This window comes from Oceaniferula marina, assembly GCF_013391475.1.
Taxonomy (GTDB): domain Bacteria; phylum Verrucomicrobiota; class Verrucomicrobiia; order Verrucomicrobiales; family Akkermansiaceae; genus Oceaniferula; species Oceaniferula marina.
Window position 1 is genome coordinate 111,020 of record NZ_JACBAZ010000007.1, and the last position, 14,211, is coordinate 125,230.

The 14,211-nt window shown below is 55.0% G+C and carries 12 protein-coding genes and 1 tRNA gene; 8 read left to right on the forward strand and 5 right to left on the reverse strand.

All coding sequences use genetic code 11. From position 1 onward, the window contains the following. Positions 1-15: 15 nt before the first annotated feature. The 3 genes from HW115_RS15415 to HW115_RS15425 form a co-directional block, all read right to left on the reverse strand. Complete coding sequence (locus HW115_RS15415; RefSeq protein WP_178933842.1) at positions 16-225, reverse strand: LapA family protein; 210 nt, start codon at positions 223-225, stop codon at positions 16-18. Between the two features lie 70 nt (positions 226-295). Further along, positions 296-1,855, reverse strand: coding sequence for a sulfatase family protein (locus HW115_RS15420; RefSeq protein WP_178933843.1), 1,560 nt, complete (start codon positions 1,853-1,855; stop codon positions 296-298). A 24-nt stretch (positions 1,856-1,879) separates the two neighbouring features. Continuing rightward, positions 1,880-3,295 (reverse strand): sulfatase, encoded by a 1,416-nt coding sequence (locus tag HW115_RS15425; RefSeq protein WP_178933844.1) that lies wholly within the window; start codon positions 3,293-3,295, stop codon positions 1,880-1,882. A 104-nt stretch (positions 3,296-3,399) separates the two neighbouring features. Between HW115_RS15425 and HW115_RS15430 the strand changes: the two genes are divergently transcribed. Further along, complete coding sequence (locus HW115_RS15430; protein WP_178933845.1) at positions 3,400-3,699, forward strand: Dabb family protein; 300 nt, start codon at positions 3,400-3,402, stop codon at positions 3,697-3,699. Between the two features lie 18 nt (positions 3,700-3,717). Here HW115_RS15430 and HW115_RS15435 read toward each other — a convergent pair whose 3' ends face one another. Further along, positions 3,718-4,524 carry a L,D-transpeptidase family protein gene (locus HW115_RS15435; RefSeq protein WP_319609371.1) on the reverse strand — a complete coding sequence of 269 codons (807 nt, stop codon included), beginning with the start codon at positions 4,522-4,524 and terminating at the stop codon, positions 3,718-3,720. A 13-nt stretch (positions 4,525-4,537) separates the two neighbouring features. Continuing rightward, the gene (locus tag HW115_RS15440; RefSeq protein ID WP_178933846.1) at positions 4,538-8,062 is read right to left on the reverse strand and encodes an ATP-binding cassette domain-containing protein; all 3,525 of its coding nucleotides are present in this window, start codon (positions 8,060-8,062) and stop codon (positions 4,538-4,540) included. A 170-nt stretch (positions 8,063-8,232) separates the two neighbouring features. On the opposite strand from HW115_RS15440, the gene HW115_RS15445 reads away from it, so the two are divergent. From HW115_RS15445 to HW115_RS15475, 7 genes are all read left to right on the forward strand, one after another. Further along, positions 8,233-9,093 (forward strand): undecaprenyl-diphosphate phosphatase, encoded by an 861-nt coding sequence (locus HW115_RS15445; protein WP_178933847.1) that lies wholly within the window; start codon positions 8,233-8,235, stop codon positions 9,091-9,093. A 14-nt stretch (positions 9,094-9,107) separates the two neighbouring features. Then, a complete protein-coding gene (locus tag HW115_RS15450; protein ID WP_178933848.1) occupies positions 9,108-9,743 on the forward strand; it encodes a murein hydrolase activator EnvC family protein in 636 nt (211 codons plus the stop codon). A gap of 7 nt (positions 9,744-9,750) precedes the next feature. Then, positions 9,751-10,419: a thermonuclease family protein gene (locus HW115_RS15455; RefSeq protein ID WP_178933849.1), complete on the forward strand. Its 669-nt coding sequence runs from the start codon at positions 9,751-9,753 to the stop codon at positions 10,417-10,419. Between the two features lie 63 nt (positions 10,420-10,482). Next, a complete protein-coding gene (gene hisF / locus HW115_RS15460) occupies positions 10,483-11,241 on the forward strand; it encodes an imidazole glycerol phosphate synthase subunit HisF (protein ID WP_178933850.1) in 759 nt (252 codons plus the stop codon). A 147-nt stretch (positions 11,242-11,388) separates the two neighbouring features. Continuing rightward, positions 11,389-12,954, forward strand: a complete 1,566-nt coding sequence (locus HW115_RS15465) for a beta-N-acetylhexosaminidase (RefSeq protein ID WP_178933851.1) — start codon at positions 11,389-11,391, stop codon at positions 12,952-12,954. 125 nt (positions 12,955-13,079) lie between these two features. Then, positions 13,080-13,154 (forward strand) — tRNA-Val (locus HW115_RS15470). A gap of 269 nt (positions 13,155-13,423) precedes the next feature. Beyond that, complete coding sequence (locus HW115_RS15475; protein WP_178933852.1) at positions 13,424-14,176, forward strand: PEP-CTERM sorting domain-containing protein; 753 nt, start codon at positions 13,424-13,426, stop codon at positions 14,174-14,176. Positions 14,177-14,211: the final 35 nt, after the last annotated feature.

Sequence of the window (14,211 nt, forward strand, 5' to 3'; positions counted from 1 at the left end):
TTACCGCGGCTTTTTCTATTTGCGGGGTGAAGCGCGGAAGAGTTTGAACAGCCAGCCAAGGGTCAGGCCGATCGCGAAGGTGAGCAAGAGAAGGATCGCCAGGGGCATGGTGATGCTAGCCATGAGCACCTGGACGGTCACTTCCTGATAGTTTTGGAAAACGATCACTCCGAGCAGAAGAACGACGACCGCTGAAACGATGAGTTTGATCTTTTTGGCGTCCATATTCTGTAGCTTCGTGAATCAGTGAGCTAGAGTCAAGGATGAAGCTCTGAGCCGCTCCTGTTTCGGATCGTTAGTTTTTCAGCGCGGGGAGTTGTTGGATGACCTTTGTGGGGAATGCCGGGACCGGGGTGTCGTTGTTTTGGGGTTCTCCGGGAGTTGTTCTCCCTTGGTCGATGGCCTGGCGCAGAGACTTGGCAAGGGACTGAACCACTTCCGGGTGTTTGTCTTGCACATTGGTGGTTTCCGCAGGGTCGGCATCAAGATCGAAGAGTTGCACGGCCGGAGCGTTTGGATCTTTGCGGGCCTTGCCGGGGCGTGGCGCCGACCACCCTCCTGATCCCGGGCAGAGGCAGAGTTTCCATTTTCCTTGGCGGATGGCAAAGGACCCATTGATTGAGTGGTGAATGGTGAAGGGTCTCGACGTTTGTTGCTGGCCGGTGAGTGTAGGAAGGAAAGAAAAGGAATCTTCCGCTGCGGTGGCTGGGATGCTCTTTGTTTGTTTGATGGCGTCGGCAGCGGTAGCGAAGAAATCCGTGGTGCAGATCGTGCGTTGGCTGGTGCTGCCGGCTTTGGCTTTTCCTGGCCAGCGGACGATAAAGGGAACATTGTGTCCGCCTTCGTAGATGTCGGCTTTATGGCCACGTAGTTTTCCGTTCGGGTAGTGCCCCTGTTTGATTAAATTGCCGATGTTCGCGGCTGGGGAACAACCGTTGTCGGTGGTGAACACAATCAGGGTGTTATCAGCGGTTTTTGTTTCATCCAGAGCTTTGAGGACTTCGCCGACTACCCAGTCGGTTTCCATGACAAAATCACCGTACTTGCCAATGGGTGATTTACCTTTCCAGTCGGCGGAGGGCACGATGGGGGTGTGGGGGCTGGTCAGTGGCAGGTAGAGGAAGAACGGTTTGTCGGCATCCTTGGCTCGCTCTTGAATGTAGTTGACGGACTCCCGTGCGAAGTCTTTGAGGCATTGGTTGGCTTCAAAATCGGCAGCTCCAGCACCGGGGCGGTTGAAGGCTTTGACGTGGGTTGGAATGGAAAGCGCTTTATCGTCTTTGAGATAGACATAAGGTGCCATGTCCAGTGAGCCGGCGATGAAAAAAGACTGATCAAAACCGAGGGCGGTCGGGCCTCCCTCAACTTTTTTGCTGTAGTCGATGTCCCAGCCTTGGCCTGCCTTTTTATGTTTGCCCGAATGTTCAGGTTTGCGTGCTTTCTCGAGGTAATGCCATTGAAGTCCGAGGTGCCATTTGCCAACCAAAGCGGTGTGGTACCCGTGCTGTTTGAGAAACGATGCGACCGTTGGGCGGTCTTGTTGGATCATCGGTCCTCGCTTGTCTGGTGACCAGATGACGGCTGACTTCAACCAGGAACGCCAGTTGTAGCGCCCGGTGAGAATGCCGTAACGCGTGGGGGAGCAAACCGAGGACGAGGTGTGGGCATCGGTGAAGCGCATGCCTTCGGTTGCGAGGCGATCGAGGTGGGGGGTGGCCGCTTTGCCTGTGGTGTGGGAGACATCGCCGACCCCCATATCATCAGCGAGAATGAAAATGATGTTGGGTTTGCTTGCCGCGTTTGCTGTTAGTGCGCAGAGGCTGGCCGCAGCGAGTGTGAGAAGTGTTCGTTTCATGATGGAGTGACAGGTGGTGATTGCTTACGGGGTGGTGGATTTGATCCAGGTATTGAGCTCCTTGAGCAGGGCCTTCACTTTTTCCGGGTTTTTGCCGGAGACGTCGTTTTTCTCACCGAGATCCTGGTCGATCTTATAGAGCTCGTTGGTGTTGTCTGCGTCGAAGTGGATCAACTTCCAGTTGTTTTTCTGGATGGCGTGGGATGGTTTATGGCCTGACCCGTGCTTGTGTGGGTAGGTCCAGTAGAGTGCTCGCTTGCTGAGTGAGGGGGCGGTTTTCCCGAGCAGGTCGGACTTCATCGACTGTCCGTCGAGGTGCTGTTTGGGTTTGAGTGGGAGGCCGGCGAGGTCCAGTAGGGTGGGGTAGAGGTCCATGGAAATCGTCGGGGTGTCGGAGCTTGCGGCTTGGATGTTCCCTGGCCAGGAAATGATGGTGGGGATGCGTGTTCCGCCTTCGTAGGTCCAGCCTTTGCCGGATCGAAGTGGCAGGTTGCTGGTTGCTCCTGGTGATCCTTTGAGGTGGCAGTGACCTCCGTTGTCAGAAGTGAAAACGATGATCGTGTTATCCGTCAGCTTGAGGGATTCGAGGGTGTCGATGACGCGGCCCACGTTGGTGTCGAGGCTTTCGACCATGGCAGCGTAGGCCGGGTTGTCTTGTCGTCCCCGCGATACTGTGTTGTAGCGGTCTTTGAGGCGTTCGGTTTTGCTTTCGCCGTAGAGTTTTTCTCGTTTGTTTTTATATTTTTCGACGAGTTTGGCCGGTGCTTGGATCGGGGTGTGCACTGTGTAGTGGGCAAAATAGAGGAGGAATGGTTTGTCTTTGTTGGCTTCGATGAATTCCAAGGCTTTGTCGGTGGTGGCGTCGGTCAGGTAGTCACCCTCCTTGCCCTTTTCCAAATCCGGAACATCCCAGTAGTTGCCACGTTTGTTTTTACGTTTATAGGGGAAGAAGTAGCTGGCGGGTTGGCCGGCGCGGTTGACACACTGCATGTAGTTGAATCCGTTTGAGCTCGGTAGTTGGTCGTCTTTTTCACCGAGGTGCCATTTGCCGATGTAGCCGGTGGCGTATCCGGCGGTCTGGAAGGCTTCTCCCAGGGTGGTTTCTTCCGCAGGTAAGTGGAGGTCCGATGGTTGGTGGATCCACTGGGTGATCCCAAGCCGCTGTGGGGCTTTGCCGGTCATTAAGGCCGCTCGGGTGGGGGAACAAACGGGGTTGGCTGAGTAGGAGCGGGTATAGCGCACACCGGACTGGGCAAGTTTGTCGAGTCGTGGGGTTTCGTGGAAGGTGGAGCCGTAGCAGCCGAGATCCGCCCAGCCAAGGTCGTCGATAAGGAAGACCACGATGTTGGGTTTTTCCTGTTTGGCTGCCATGACACTGAATGGAATGATGCAGACAAGGGCGCTGATGAGCTTGATGCTGGAGCGTTTTGATTTTTTCATAAGTGGGATAAGTGTGTTTGCTGGCTCGGAATACGTTGGGAGAGTGACGATTTTTCCATAGAAATGTTCTTGGCAAGCCGGTGGGGATTCATGATCTTGCAGGCATGGAGCATCATGTATACTTTTGGTTGAAAGAAGAGCGTAAGAACGAAGCGGACCGGGTTGTGTTTGAAAAAGGCCTGGCTGATTTGTTTGGCATCGATGAGGTGGCTGGTGGAATGTGGGGAAGCCCTGCGGAAACCCCCGAGCGCCCGGTTACGGATAAGAGCTTTGATTATGCCTTATCGATGGAGTTCGATTCGATCGCAAATCACGATACCTATCAAGAGCATCCAGATCACGATGTGTTTGTCGATGCCTTCAAAGACTGGTGGGAAAAGGTGCTGGTCATGGATGTCGGTTAGTTCGCGGGGGACCGCTCATCACTCAGAGGCAGCTGAGAATTGGTAGACGTTGTTTCGAACCTGGACGTCCGGAGGCGTGCCGTGGGTTTCGAACCAGTCGTACCCTTGTTTGAGGTTTTCCCAAAATGCGAAGTGGGGGGATGCCTTTGCTTGTTCCATGCGTTCCGGAGTCATCCGGAAGGGAAAGCTATGCACTCGGAAAAAGGGCTGCCCGTTTCGTAGGGCGCTGGCGCAGAGCGTGTAGATTTCTTCGATCCCCGGGTCGGTCATGGCAAAACAGCCGAGGGATACCCGGTTACCGTGGACCATGAGAAAGTTGCCGGTCCGGCGGTGGACGCGGTCGTATGGGTTCGGGTAGCCCAGATTGAATGCCAGATGAAATCGGCTGTCCGGTTTCATCCGGGAGCGGGGGACAAAATAAAATCCCTCGGGTGCCTGGCGGTCACCTTCTTTGGTTTTGGGGCCAAGTTGGCCGGACATGGCAGCGATCTTCCAAGTTTTGAAGTGTTTGAATTTCTTCTCAGTGGGATCCTGTAGCCAGACTTCAAGTTTCCGGCTTTCCTTGAAGATCCGGATGAATACCGGGGCCCCTAATGCCAGCTTTTTCGATGCTAGCCTTTGCTTGAGGATGGGGGTGGCCCGACGAATGGCATCTTGCTCCCTCAGCCGGCCATTGGCGTATTCACCACGGGTGAGGGTGCTTGGCGGAATCTTCCGTGCCGCTGCGGTCTGGGCGTGGCTGGTCAGGGTGGTGGACATCATGATGATCGACAGGATGAGTCGGAGGCTGCAGACCCGGCTGTGATGGAAGCGTGTTGGTTTCACCTGCTTGGCTCGGTTAATTGTTTTTCCGATTTCTTCGTTGTAGGATGAGGATGGTGGTCATCAGGCAGATGGCGATGCTGGCACCGAGCACCCATTGGCAGGCGTGGGTGGTTTTGGTGGTCATCCCCAGCCAGTATTTCCACTCGGCCAGGAAGAGGCTACGCTTCGTTTTCTGGTGGATATCCACTCGTTCGAGCTCGGCTTTACCTACCAGAAGGTCGGTTCGTGAGTTCACAAAATAGTGGCTGCTCGGTTTGACCGGGATGCTTTCATCTGACGGGTAGGGAGGGATGGCTTCAACCGCTTTCAGGTCTTTTTTTCTTCCTGCATGGGTGATTTGCCAGCAGAGATCTTCGGCAACGTCTGCATCGATGGCGGCAGATGCCATGAGGCGGGTGAGGGCGGATTTCAAGGTTTCGAGTCGGGCGCTTTCCTTGGCGCTGAGCCCTTGTTCCATGTCGCCTGCCAGTCTGAGGTCATTTCTTTCCTTTAGGGGGTCGATGTCAGCCTGAATTTTACGTCTGTATTCTTCGAAGGTGTTTTCTGTGGCTTGGCTAACCATGATCCCCTCGTAGGCGTAGCGTAGTGGCATAAAGCGTGCCGGGAAGGGCTCCACTCCGGCGCTGCGGCCTTTGTCTCCCCCTTGAAACAACCCGCGGTTCATTTCTTCGAAAGAGACGAGCGCACCGGCTAACAAAAGTTGAGGGACCAGGAGCAGAGGGACCGCGCTGAGTGCGGCTCGTTCCGAGGTGACCAGGGATGAAACCACCAGCGCCATGGCCGTTCCGCAGATGGCGGTCAGTGTCATCCACCCCCAGTGGATAAAAAACATATTGTGAATTTCGAGCATGCGATCACCGATCCAGATGTAGATGCCACATTGGATGGCTGCCAGAATCGAGAGCGCTAGGAATTTTGCCCCGACGTAAAGGGCTACACCGGACCGACAGTTGCGCTCCCGGCGCATGACGGGGGAGTCCCTGAGGATTTCCGTGGCGCTATTCGTGAGGCCAAGAAACATCGCAATGGTTGCTGATAGGAAGAGATAAACCGGGAGGTGTAGACTGGTATGGAAATCGTATTGGCCTTCGGGCGAGGAACGCAGAGTGATACCGATGAGGAGTGCGAGCAGCGGGGCTTCGAGAAGGATACTGTAGATGGTGCCCCGGTTGCGGAATTTGGAGAGCAGGGAGCGGAGAAGGTGGGTCCGGAACAGACGAAACCATTCGATCCAGCGTTGTTTGCTGGACCGTGACGGCACGGCCATTTGGTCATCGCTGACCGGTAGTTCTCCGAGATGGCTCTGGCTGGGGATTTCCCCTCGGGCGACATCCTCCACCAGTTGGCTCCCTTCGAATCGGTCTTGCCAAAAAGAGGACGGGAACCTTCTGGCTCCACCACCTTCACGGCCGGTGAGTCCGTGAAGTGGAGTTTCGAGCACATCAAAGACAAAGTCGGCCCCTTCCTGTTGGGTGTCGATTTGTTTGGGAAGGTGAATTTGAAATTCTTCGCAGGCGTCCTGGAAGTAGGAAATCATGGTCTTCGGCGGGCCGAAAAACGCAACTTTGCCTCCTTGGTCGAGCATCAGCACCTTGTCAAAGAGTCTGAGCACTCTGGCTCCGGGTCGGTGCAGCGAGGCAATAACAATTTTATCCCGGGAGAGAGCATGCAAGGTCTCGGCAACGTGTTCGGAGTCCTTGGAGGAGAGTCCCGAGATCGGTTCATCAAAAAGGAAGATTTCCGCAGCACTGCTGAGGTCGAGCCCGAGGTTCAGTCGGCCGCGTTCGCCGCCACTGATGGTTTTTTCTCCGGGGGCCCCAACTTTCCGCTGTGCCAGTTGTTGCAGGTCAAGCTCTGCCAGAATGGCATCCACGCGTTTTGTGTGTTCGCTGTGGCCGAGGTGGGGGCGGCGAATCGTTGCGGCGTGGGCGAGGTGTTCTCTGACGGTTAGTTGGGGGTTGAGTGCCTCTTCCTGGGGCATGCTTGCGATGAATGGAGCCAGGCGTGCGCGATGTTTGTAAAGCGAAACGCCATTGAGCCGGACGTGCCCACGGGTCGGGTGCAGATGGCCGGCCAAGGCGGAGAGTAGGGTGCTTTTACCGCTGCCGCTGGGGCCCATGATGCAGAGCATTTCTCCGCGTTTGACTGAGAATTCGACGTTGTCGAGCACCGTTTTATCCAGGCCAAAGCGGTGGTTTAGCCCTTCGACATTAAGCTCCCGGATCACGGTGCGTTCCTCATCGAGTAAGCCTTCACTGAAACGGCAGCGGACGGCCTGGTTAGCGCTGAGGCGGATCAGCGAGCCATCGACGAGTTTATCTCCGCTGCGTACGGGGCGGCCATTGATGGTGATGGCGTGATCGGCTTCGATGACTTCCACGTGGCCTTCCGCGCTCTGAGGGTTGAACTTGATTTTCAGAACCGTTCGTTGGGCCAGTCCGGCGGAGAGCAAGATGTCGCCTTCTTTTTTGAGCATCGACGGGTCGTTTGAGACAAGGCACTCTCTGCGGCCGGCAACCATTTGAAAGCGACCTCCGGTTTCCAGCGATTGTTTTCGCAGGGAGTCGAGGTTGATTTCCGTGCCATCCTCGAGCAGGAGGTGGTCCTGAATGGAGAGGATGTGGGTGATCCCGGGTTTCAGTGGGGATTGGTCCGGGAGCCGCATCGAGGTTTCGCGCAGTGCCTCGACGTGGACATTGAGGCCGAAATCCAGTCGGACCGAGCTGCTGCGTGAGCGTGATTGGTTGGCGCTGAGTTGGCCATTTTGCTCGTTGAGAAAGATCGTTTGGCGGTGTCCCGTTCGGGCTGCGTTGAGGAACTGGCCGATATCCTCGGTGGTCAGGGTCCATTCGGGTAGGCGAATGTTTTGGTGTTGGCGCAAGCGCAGGCACTGACCGGTGGCCAGCGAACTGCCACTGACCCATATGGGCTCCTTACCGGTGTTGCGGATGATGATGATATCGTTTGATTGATAGGCGCGGAAGGCGGAGCGGTCCCCGGTGGCCGGAAGCAGAACGTCGGCGTAGTCGAGGCAGGAAAAGATCACCTTGTCGAACGGAAGCGGGCCGTCGTAGTAGAGGCCTTTCATTTCCTCGAGAATGATCTGGCCAGTTTCCTCGGCCCCCAGGCTGTTCATCACTTTGGTGAATGCTTCCTGACCGAGGTAAGACGAGCCTGATGCCGTGACCAGAAGGTAGAGCTGGAGCCCGAGCGCTACATGATCGTCCGGGCTGAGTTCATTTTTCAGCTTGGAGGCAATCCGTTCCGGGCGTTTTGGATTGGTGAGTGCCCGGTGCAGGCGGCGGGATAGCCAGGCGTGGTTGGCTTCCGGGAAGGCATGGCGCAGCAGGTCCAGAGCGACCTCGGCCTCGGCCCGGTCCACCCGGTTATCGATGGAAACAAAGGCGGCAAAGATATCAACGAGCCCGGCGGCGTGTTTGATTCCCTCAGGGGCACTTCTACGCCAGAACATGAGGTTGTCCGACCAACGGTTGAGGGTGGGGGAGGGTTGGGATGTAAGGTCGTCGGTAGCTGCCACGCACCTATCTTGATCAAAAACCCGCCATAGGGCAAGCATCCTGCTGGAGAGTTGAGTGGTCGATTGTGGGCATTGGTTTTCGACCTTCTGCCTTCTGGCTGAATCCGCTTGCCGTGAGCTGACGCTTCCCCTAGTTTCCGGGCGAGCCCGCAAGCTGGGTATTGTTTATTATGGAAATTTGGAAAGCAATCGTTGTTGGGATCGTGCAGGGCTTGGCTGAGTTTTTACCGATTTCTTCTTCGGGGCATATCGTGTTGACCCAGTTTATCCTGGGGATTCGCGAGGTGGGGGCGGCTCCACAGGAGGATATTGCGTTTGAGGTGGTGTTGCATTTGGGAACGCTGGTTTCGGTGCTGATTTATTTTCGCAAACGGCTTTGGGATCTGACGTGTTCATTGTTCGTCAAGGAGATGCGGGAAGAGCGGATGATGATCCTTTGGTTGGGGGTGGCGACGCTTCCTGCGGTGATTGCCTACAAGGGTGCCGGTGACTGGTTCAAGGCGGCATACAATTATCCGGTGCTGGTTTCCGGGCTCCTGATTGTGACCGGTCTGGTTTTGTATATCCCTCGCTTACTCAAGAATAAACACACGGTGGAAACCGTGGGCTGTCGCTCCGCTCTGGTGATGGGCGTGGGACAGGCGCTTGCTATTTTACCAGGTATTTCCCGTTCGGGTTCAACCATTGCTTCAGGTATGGTTGCTGGTGTGAATCCGGCAAAGGCTGCGGAGTTTTCCTTTTTGATGTCGATTCCCGCCATTGCAGGCGGCATGGTCGTGGCGGTCAAAGAGCGGGCGGAAGAGTATCAAGATCAGGGGGTTGAAGGCGTCAATGCGGTCGTGCAGGCATTCCTTTCGTGTTTTAGTCCTGCTTACCTATCTGGAGCCATCGCTGCGGCGGTGGTCGGTTTGCTCGCTATCTACTTGGTTCTGGCGGCCGTTCGACGTGGTCGATTGGAATTGTTTTCCTGGTATTGTTTTGCCGCCGGTATCGCTGGGGTTGTGTATTTCTCTGCCATCAGTGCAGTTTGATTTTTACCTTTCGGATGCCTCGAATCCTCCAACTGTTCAGTTGCCTGCTGTTTCTCCTTTCCGGAGCAAGGGGGGAGGTGAGGATCAAGCTGGCGGATGGTTTTGATTATCCTGTCGGTAAACCGGATGCCGCAGGGTATTACAAAGCCCGGGGGCTGCGCTTGAGGCCACCTGTGCATTACGGAGAAGACTGGAATGGCCGGGGTGGTGGGGATACGGATCTTGGCGATCCGATTTATTCAATTGCCGACGGCGTGGTGATGTTTGCCTATCAGCTCAAAGGCGGCTGGGGGCGCGTTGTTTTGCTGCGTCATGCGTATCGTGACACCCAATCCGGGAAGGTGAAATTTATCGATTCCCAGTATGCGCATCTCCGTTCGATGTCGGTCAAGACGGGTGAGTTGGTTAAACGTGGGCAGAAAATTGGGACCCTCGGTGGAAATGCGGGTATGTATCCTGCCCACTTGCATTTTGAGATGCGGCATAATCTGCACATTGGCATGCAACGTGACAGCGTGCCCCGAACCTTGACTCATTGGGCCGACCCCACGGCTTTTATCAAAGCCCACCGACGTTTGAAGCGTGATTGGCGTAAACACAAGGTTCCCATCGGCACCTACAAGCCGTATAAAGGATTTCGCGGACTTTAATGATACCATGGCTTCGGAACGTAAACCGGGAAGGATGAAGGGGCTGGCCATTTGTGCCTTGGTCGCCATTGCTTGTTATATTTATTTGGAGCGAGTTCCTCCAAGTAGCGGGGAAGGAAGCTCGGAGCTTTCACCTGTTGTCATTGATGCCGGTTCGCCATACGACCTTTTATCTGCCGCCACGCTGGTGGATCATCGGCATAACGACGGCGACAGCTTTTGGGTGAAACATGAGACCGGGGAGACTGAGTTTCGCTTGTATTACGTGGACACCCCGGAAAGTCGGGCGAAAACCTACCGGAATGGAGAAAATAACCACCGGAGGATTGCCCAGCAGGGTGATTATTTTGGTGGGCTCGACCAAAAGCAATGCACCCGGATCGGGGCTGAGGCCAAGGAGTTTGTATTGAATCTTTTGCGTGCAGGGAAATTCCGCGTTGCCACACGTTGGGAGAGCGTCTATGGCTCGCCCCGCAAGTATGCCTTTGTGCTGGTCACCATCGACGGGCGTGAATGCTATTTGCACGAGGTTCTGGTGGCCCGCGGGTTCGCTCGGATTCATACCAAGCCGGCTGTGATGCCTGACGGGACCTCGACCCAACAACAGAAAAAGCGACTCGCAACCATCGAAGCGGATGCGCGTAGCCGGCGTCTTGGAGCCTGGGGGATCAAGTGATCACCGGGAAAACGTCCACATGCCATGCCCTGCAACAAACACCTGAAATAGAACATCTTCACCATGCTCGCCAAACGTATTATCCCATGCCTGGACGTGACCGACGGTCGCGTTGTCAAAGGAACCAATTTTGTGGACCTTCGCGATGCCGGCGACCCGGTTGAATGTGCCGTGGCCTATAATGAGCAAGAGGCTGACGAGCTCGTGTTTCTCGATATCACAGCTTCGTCAGATGAGCGGAAGACCATGGTGGACGTGGTTCGCAGAACGGCCGAAAAATGCTTTATCCCACTGACCGTTGGCGGTGGTATCCGTAGCGTCGAGGACATGCGTGAAATGTTGCTGGCCGGTGCTGACAAGGTCGGGATTAACACCGCTGCGGTAACCCGCCCGGAGTTGATCAATGAAGGCTCCACGGCCTTTGGTAGCCAGTGCATCGTGGTGGCGATCGACGCCAAACGGGAAGGTCCAGGGAAGTGGGGCGTTTACACTCATGGCGGTAGAAAGCCGGTTGGCTTGGATGCGATCGAGTGGGCCAAGGAGGTTTACGAACGCGGCGCCGGTGAAATCCTGCTGACCAGTATGGATGCCGATGGCACCAAAGCCGGATACGATATCGAACTGACCCGTGCGGTGAGTGAAGCGGTTGGCATCCCGGTGATTGCTTCCGGTGGAGCCGGCAACCTTCAGCACATGGTCGACGTGCTCAAGGATGGCAAAGCTGATGCCGTGCTGGCCGCCAGTATTTTCCACTTTGGTGAGCACACCGTGGGGGAAGCCAAGGAACTCTTTTCTGAACAAGACGTTCCCGTCCGCCATTAGAGGTGCCCATTCGCCAAAGACTTGGCTCTTTTGGTGGGGAGGGCTGCCATACCTGCGCTTCCTGTCCGTAATTGGACAAAGCATGTGATCCGTCTAGGGAATCGGTTGAACGACCCGCGGGCTTGTGGTGGGATATCGCGCATGACCATGCGATTGCTAGTTTGTGCTTCCTTGTTATCGGTCGGCGTGCTTTCCGCCGCTAATCCGATTATTCCCCAACCTGTCAGCTACCAGGAAAAGCCGGGGGCTTGTTCGATTCAGGCTGGAGCTTTTGTCTACGCCCCACAGGCCGAGCTACCCAGCTACTTAAAGTCACTCAACGAGGCGACGGGTTTGAAACTGCGGATGGCGCCTGCTGATGCGGCCTGTGCGATTCAGTTCTTGAGCGGTGAAATGCGCGGAAGTCAGGCGAAAGGGCAGACCATGCCTGATGGAGCCTATCACATGCGCGTGTTACCCAAGGTGGTCAATATTTACGCGGATTCTCGAAGTGGGCATTTTTACGGGCTGCAATCCTTGCTGCAGATCTTGCGCGCCGGGGAGAAAAACAAAGGGCAAATCAGTGTGCCCTGCGCCGAAATCGATGACGCCCCTCGCTTTGCTTGGCGCGGGTTCATGCTCGACGAATCACGGCATTTTTCCGGCGAAGATGCGGTGAAGTGCCTGCTTGATACGATGGCATATTACAAAATGAATCGTTTTCATTGGCATCTGACCGATTCCCCTGGCTGGCGGATCGAGATTAAGAAATACCCAAAACTGACCAGCGTGGGCGGGATTGGAAACCAAACGGACCCGAAGGCTCCGGCGGCTTATTACACCCAGGATCAGATCCGGGACATCGTTGCCTATGCCAAGGCACGCCATATCAACGTGATCCCGGAAATCGATATGCCGGGCCATGCTTCGGCCGCATGCCGCGCATACCCTGAGTTTAGCGGTGGGGGATCGAAAAAACATCCGGATTTTACCTTCAACCCCGTGGATCCGGCGACCGATGCCTTTTTAAACGACATTCTCAAGGAAGTGGCCGGGCTCTTTCCCGACGCCGGGGTGATTCACTTCGGTGGTGATGAGGTGCATTTCGGTTGGGACCAATGGCCGGAACTCGCAGGAGTCAAGAAGCTGATGAAAGAGGAGGGGCTTAAACTGAAGGATATCGAGACCCGCTTCAACCTGCGTTTTGCCAAGGTGATCAACGGGCTGGGATTCAAAACCGGAGGCTGGGATGAAATCGCCCGGACCGGGATGGACCCGAAACAATCGGTCGTCTTCTGGTGGCGGCACAACAAACCCAAGGAGCTGAGCCACGCCCTGAATACGGGTTACGACGTCGTGCTCTGCCCGCGTCGGCCATGTTACTTCGACTTCGTTCAGCACGCCTCCCATAAGTCGGGCCGCCGCTGGGGGGGCTTTAATCCTCTGTCCGATACCTATGGTTTTCCTGATGCCCTGAAACTACCGGTGGAGCCAAAGGGAACGATCCTGGGGATCCAGGCTTGTTTGTGGACGGAAACGACGATCACCCAGGAAAGGCGCGATTTTATGACCTTCCCCCGATTGCTGGCACTGGCCGAGGCTGCTTGGACACCGAAAGAAAGCAAAGACTTCGCTGGGTTTGAAAAGCGTTTGCAACCTCAGCTTCCTGAGCTGAAAGCCCGTGGAATCGGCTATTACGATCCATTTGGTAACAGCCCGGAGGTAAAAAAATGATTTTTGTCCGAGATCGGAAAAATCAATGAAAAAAATGCTTGCGCAGAAGCAGGGCTCTGCCTAGTTTCCGCCCGTCCAAGCAAGCCTCAGGCCGCAAGGACACTTGAAATCCCCCAATATAAAGTGCGCGATTAGCTCAGTGGTAGAGCAATGCCTTGACATGGCAGAGGTCACTGGTTCAAATCCAGTATTGCGCACCATCTCTTTCCCGCTAGAAATAGCTACCAAACGCTGCAACTACAACGGTTGCAGCGTTTTTGTTTGCTCAGGCCCCGCAGAGCGGGACGAATGCCCGGGTTTGAAGATCATTAAGAGCGATTTTTAAGATTTTTTCACAGTTTTGTATATATACCGTAAAATTATCTTGAGCTTTGTGTTTGTTTGCTCATAGTAGAGACTACTCTGAAATCAGGTATTCAGCTGCACCTGCAATATTTGACGAAGCGCAAACTAACAAAAATTAACGAAAATGAAAAAAACGATATTACTCCCCTTAATGAGTTTGTATGCGGGCTCTTTGAGCGCGGCAACCGTCAATGTCTCCCAAGACGGTGCCATTAACGGCCAAAATGATGGAGGTGGATACGGCAACAATAACCAGGTGCTGAACGGCGGCACGGCAACACATATTGCGACTTGGATGCCCGGCCCCCCAGGAGCTTGGCAATATACCCGCAAGCTGTTTCTTGGCTTTGATACTAGTGGTATTGATCTGAGTGCGGTATCTGCAGCTTCCATCACCGTTAATACTGGGGCAGGCTCGGCGAGTCAGAATGAAGCCCTGGGGTTTAATGCATACCTTGTCGACGACTTGGCTGGGGGGGATCAATTTAGTGAGACCACCCTTACCTGGGACTTGGCAACAACAAACGGCTGGAACCAAGACGGAAATGCTGTTGATTCGCAGCGTACGCCAGGTCAGTTCATTGGTAATGTTGCCTGGGCTGGAAATGATTCGTTAATGACGTTCAATTTTAGCGCAGCGGCATTAACTGGGCTTCAAGGTGATACCAACTCTTTTGCTACCATCGTTCTTGTTCCTGATGCTCCTACTGGTGGCTCCTATCTCGGAAACGATGCCTTTGCCTCGACAGGTCCTAGGTTTCTATCCAAGGAGAGCGGAAATGGGGCTGTGCTTGATCTAACCGTGGTTCCTGAGCCTAGTTCTACGGCACTGGTTTCTATCGGATTGATCGGTGGACTTTTGCTTCGCCGCCGCTAAGTCGGTTCATTTTTTAATCCATAGACCTCGCTGCA

Bases quoted from the DNA above. Each gene is read 5' to 3' on its own strand.
- HW115_RS15415 (WP_178933842.1), bottom strand. From the start codon at position 225: ATGGACGCCAAAAAGATCAAACTCATCGTTTCAGCGGTCGTCGTTCTT.
- HW115_RS15420 (WP_178933843.1), bottom strand. From the start codon at position 1,855: ATGAAACGAACACTTCTCACACTCGCTGCGGCCAGCCTCTGCGCACTA.
- HW115_RS15425 (WP_178933844.1), bottom strand. From the start codon at position 3,295: ATGAAAAAATCAAAACGCTCCAGCATCAAGCTCATCAGCGCCCTTGTC.
- HW115_RS15430 (WP_178933845.1), top strand. From the start codon at position 3,400: ATGGAGCATCATGTATACTTTTGGTTGAAAGAAGAGCGTAAGAACGAA.
- HW115_RS15445 (WP_178933847.1), top strand. From the start codon at position 8,233: ATGGAAATTTGGAAAGCAATCGTTGTTGGGATCGTGCAGGGCTTGGCT.
- HW115_RS15450 (WP_178933848.1), top strand. From the start codon at position 9,108: ATGCCTCGAATCCTCCAACTGTTCAGTTGCCTGCTGTTTCTCCTTTCC.
- HW115_RS15455 (WP_178933849.1), top strand. From the start codon at position 9,751: ATGGCTTCGGAACGTAAACCGGGAAGGATGAAGGGGCTGGCCATTTGT.
- hisF (WP_178933850.1), top strand. From the start codon at position 10,483: ATGCTCGCCAAACGTATTATCCCATGCCTGGACGTGACCGACGGTCGC.
- HW115_RS15465 (WP_178933851.1), top strand. From the start codon at position 11,389: ATGCGATTGCTAGTTTGTGCTTCCTTGTTATCGGTCGGCGTGCTTTCC.
- HW115_RS15475 (WP_178933852.1), top strand. From the start codon at position 13,424: ATGAAAAAAACGATATTACTCCCCTTAATGAGTTTGTATGCGGGCTCT.